Here is a 2,818-nt window from a genome sequence, read left to right on the forward strand (position 1 = left end):
GTCCGGTATTAATATTATTTAAAAATGAGTCAGGAGATCATCTCGAGGACAGTCAAAAGACGTTTCTATCAAACATCTTAAAGGCTGTGAATTTACAGTTAGATGTGGTGGCACTTCTTAATTTTAAAGTAGTAGATTTAGGTCTGGAAAAAATACTAAAGGCGAGTCAGGCCAAAATAATTTTAAGCTTTGGCTTATCCGATCACAATGACTTCAAGCAACTTCCGGAGTATGCGATACACAAGCATGGCAAATATGATATTTTAAAGGCAGACGACCTGTCGGCCATTGCTGCAGATCAAGGATTGAAGAAATCATTGTGGACTAACCTACAACAACTGTTCTTAAAATAGAGAGATCGTAGGTTTTGATCTTTTTATTTTAAAATAATGCATATCCTTATATATTTGCGCTTGATTTTAGGAAAGGGCTGTTTTGCCCTTTTTGGTTTTTATATTGACTTTAATAAAACACAGTTAAATGGATAATTTGATTTATGTGCCAATAGCCTTGGCCGTACTTGGACTCGTGTTCATGCTTATAAAAATGGCATGGGTAAAAAAACAGAGTTCCGGAAATGAAAAGATGCAAGAGATCTCAAGAAACATCAAAGATGGTGCTCTCGCATTTTTAAGTGCAGAATATAGACTTCTTGCTATATTCGTTGTAATAGCTTCAGCTGCTCTTTTTGGTATTTCTACAGTTGTAGAAACCACTAGCTGGATGATCGTTCCTGCTTTTATAGTAGGTGCCATATTCTCTGCTGTTGCTGGTAATATTGGTATGAGAATAGCCACTGAGGCCAATGCTCGTACTACCGAAGCTGCAAGAACAAGCCTTCCCCAAGCACTTAAAGTTTCATTTGGCGGTGGTACCGTTATGGGCCTTGGTGTTGCTGGTTTAGCTGTTTTAGGTCTTAGCTTGTTTTTCTTAATATTCGTAAGCTCATTCATGGGTGCCGAGGGTTCATTCTACAATAACATGACAATGGTATTGGAAGCACTCGCTGGTTTCTCATTAGGTGCTGAGTCAATTGCACTTTTTGCTCGTGTAGGTGGTGGTATTTACACCAAAGCTGCAGACGTAGGCGCTGACCTTGTAGGTAAAGTAGAGGCGGGTATTCCTGAGGATGATCCTAGAAACCCTGCTACTATTGCGGATAACGTGGGTGATAACGTTGGTGACGTAGCCGGTATGGGAGCTGACCTTTTCGGTTCTTATGTAGCTACTGTACTTGCTTCTATGGTGTTGGGTAACTACATCATCAAAGACATGGCTGACGCAGGTGTTGTTTTAGATACTTTTGGAGGCATGGGTCCTATCCTACTTCCTATTATGATCGCTGGTGTAGGTATTGTAGCTTCTATCATTGGTACTTTCCTTATCAAAGTAAAAGATAACAGCGCCAAAGAACCTGAAGTACAGAGAGCACTAAATATTGGTAATATCACTTCTATATTACTTACAGCTGTTGCTGGTTATTTCCTTATCGACTACATGTTACCTGAAACTATCACAGGCATGAAGTTCTTTGGAGAAGGTGTGAAAAATATTCCTGCCATGAACGTATTCTACGCAACTTTAGTAGGTCTTGGTGTTGGATACCTTATTTCACTATTCACAGAATATTATACTGCTTTAGGCAAAAAGCCTGTATTAGATATAGTAACTAACTCATCTACAGGCGCTGCAACCAACATTATTGCTGGTTTAGCCACTGGTATGATCTCTACATTCTCTTCAGTAATACTTTTTGCTGTTGCTATTTGGGGGTCTTACGAGCTGGCAGGCTTTTACGGAGTTGCAATTGCAGCTTCAGCTATGATGGCTACTACTGCCATGCAGTTAGCAATCGATGCATTCGGTCCTATTGCCGATAACGCTGGTGGTGTTGCTGAAATGAGTGAATTGCCGGATGAAGTTAGAGAAAGAACTGACATATTAGATTCTGTAGGTAACACAACTGCTGCAGTAGGTAAAGGATTTGCCATTGCTTCTGCTGCACTTACAGCATTAGCACTTTTCGCTGCTTATGTAACATTTACAGGTATTGATGGTATCAATATATTCAAAGCTGATGTACTTGCTGCCTTGTTTATTGGCGGTATGATTCCGGTTGTATTCTCTGCCTTAGCCATGAAATCAGTAGGTAAAGCTGCTATGGACATGGTAATGGAAGTAAGACGCCAGTTCAAAGAGATTCCTGGCATTATGGAAGGAACTGCAAAGCCTGAGTACGGCAAATGCGTTGAGATTTCAACAAAAGCTGCCCTTAGAGAGATGATGCTTCCTGGTGCAATTACCATCATAAGCCCGATAATAATTGGCTTTGTTATGGGCCCTGAGGCTCTTGGAGCCTACATGGCGGGTGTTGCTGTTTCTGGTGTACTTTGGGCTATCTTTCAAAACAACGCTGGTGGTGCATGGGATAATGCTAAAAAATCTTTCGAAGCTGGTGTAGAAATTAACGGTGAAATGACTTACAAAGGATCTGACGCTCACAAAGCAGCAGTAACCGGAGATACAGTTGGTGATCCATTTAAAGATACTTCAGGTCCTTCGATGAACATTCTTATTAAACTTACTTGCCTTATCGGACTTGTAATTGCTCCGATCCTTGGTGAAATTAACGGTACTGGCGCTCATCACGGAGCTGAGGTAAATACCGAGCTCAACATAGAAGTTACATCTACTGGTGAAAATGAAGCACAGGCCACAGTAAAAAAAGTGACTGTAGTAGATGGTCAGGAAGTTACTGAAGTAAAAGAGATCAAAGGAACTGAAGCTGAAGTAAAGGCGAAAGTTGAAGAGATAAAGA

1 protein-coding gene and 1 pseudogene are annotated in these 2,818 nt (G+C 40.7%); both read left to right on the forward strand.

Annotated features, from left to right (window positions below):
• Positions 1-353 (forward strand): annotated as a pseudogene (locus tag E1176_RS02860) (DNA polymerase III subunit psi); the annotation flags it as partial.
• A 127-nt stretch (positions 354-480) separates the two neighbouring features.
• The coding region (locus E1176_RS02865) for a sodium-translocating pyrophosphatase (RefSeq protein WP_155209070.1) at positions 481-2,818 on the forward strand (2,338 nt) is incomplete at its 3' end.

The sequence above is a fragment of the Fulvivirga aurantia genome (assembly GCF_009711475.1).
GTDB classification, from domain to species: domain Bacteria; phylum Bacteroidota; class Bacteroidia; order Cytophagales; family Cyclobacteriaceae; genus Fulvivirga; species Fulvivirga aurantia.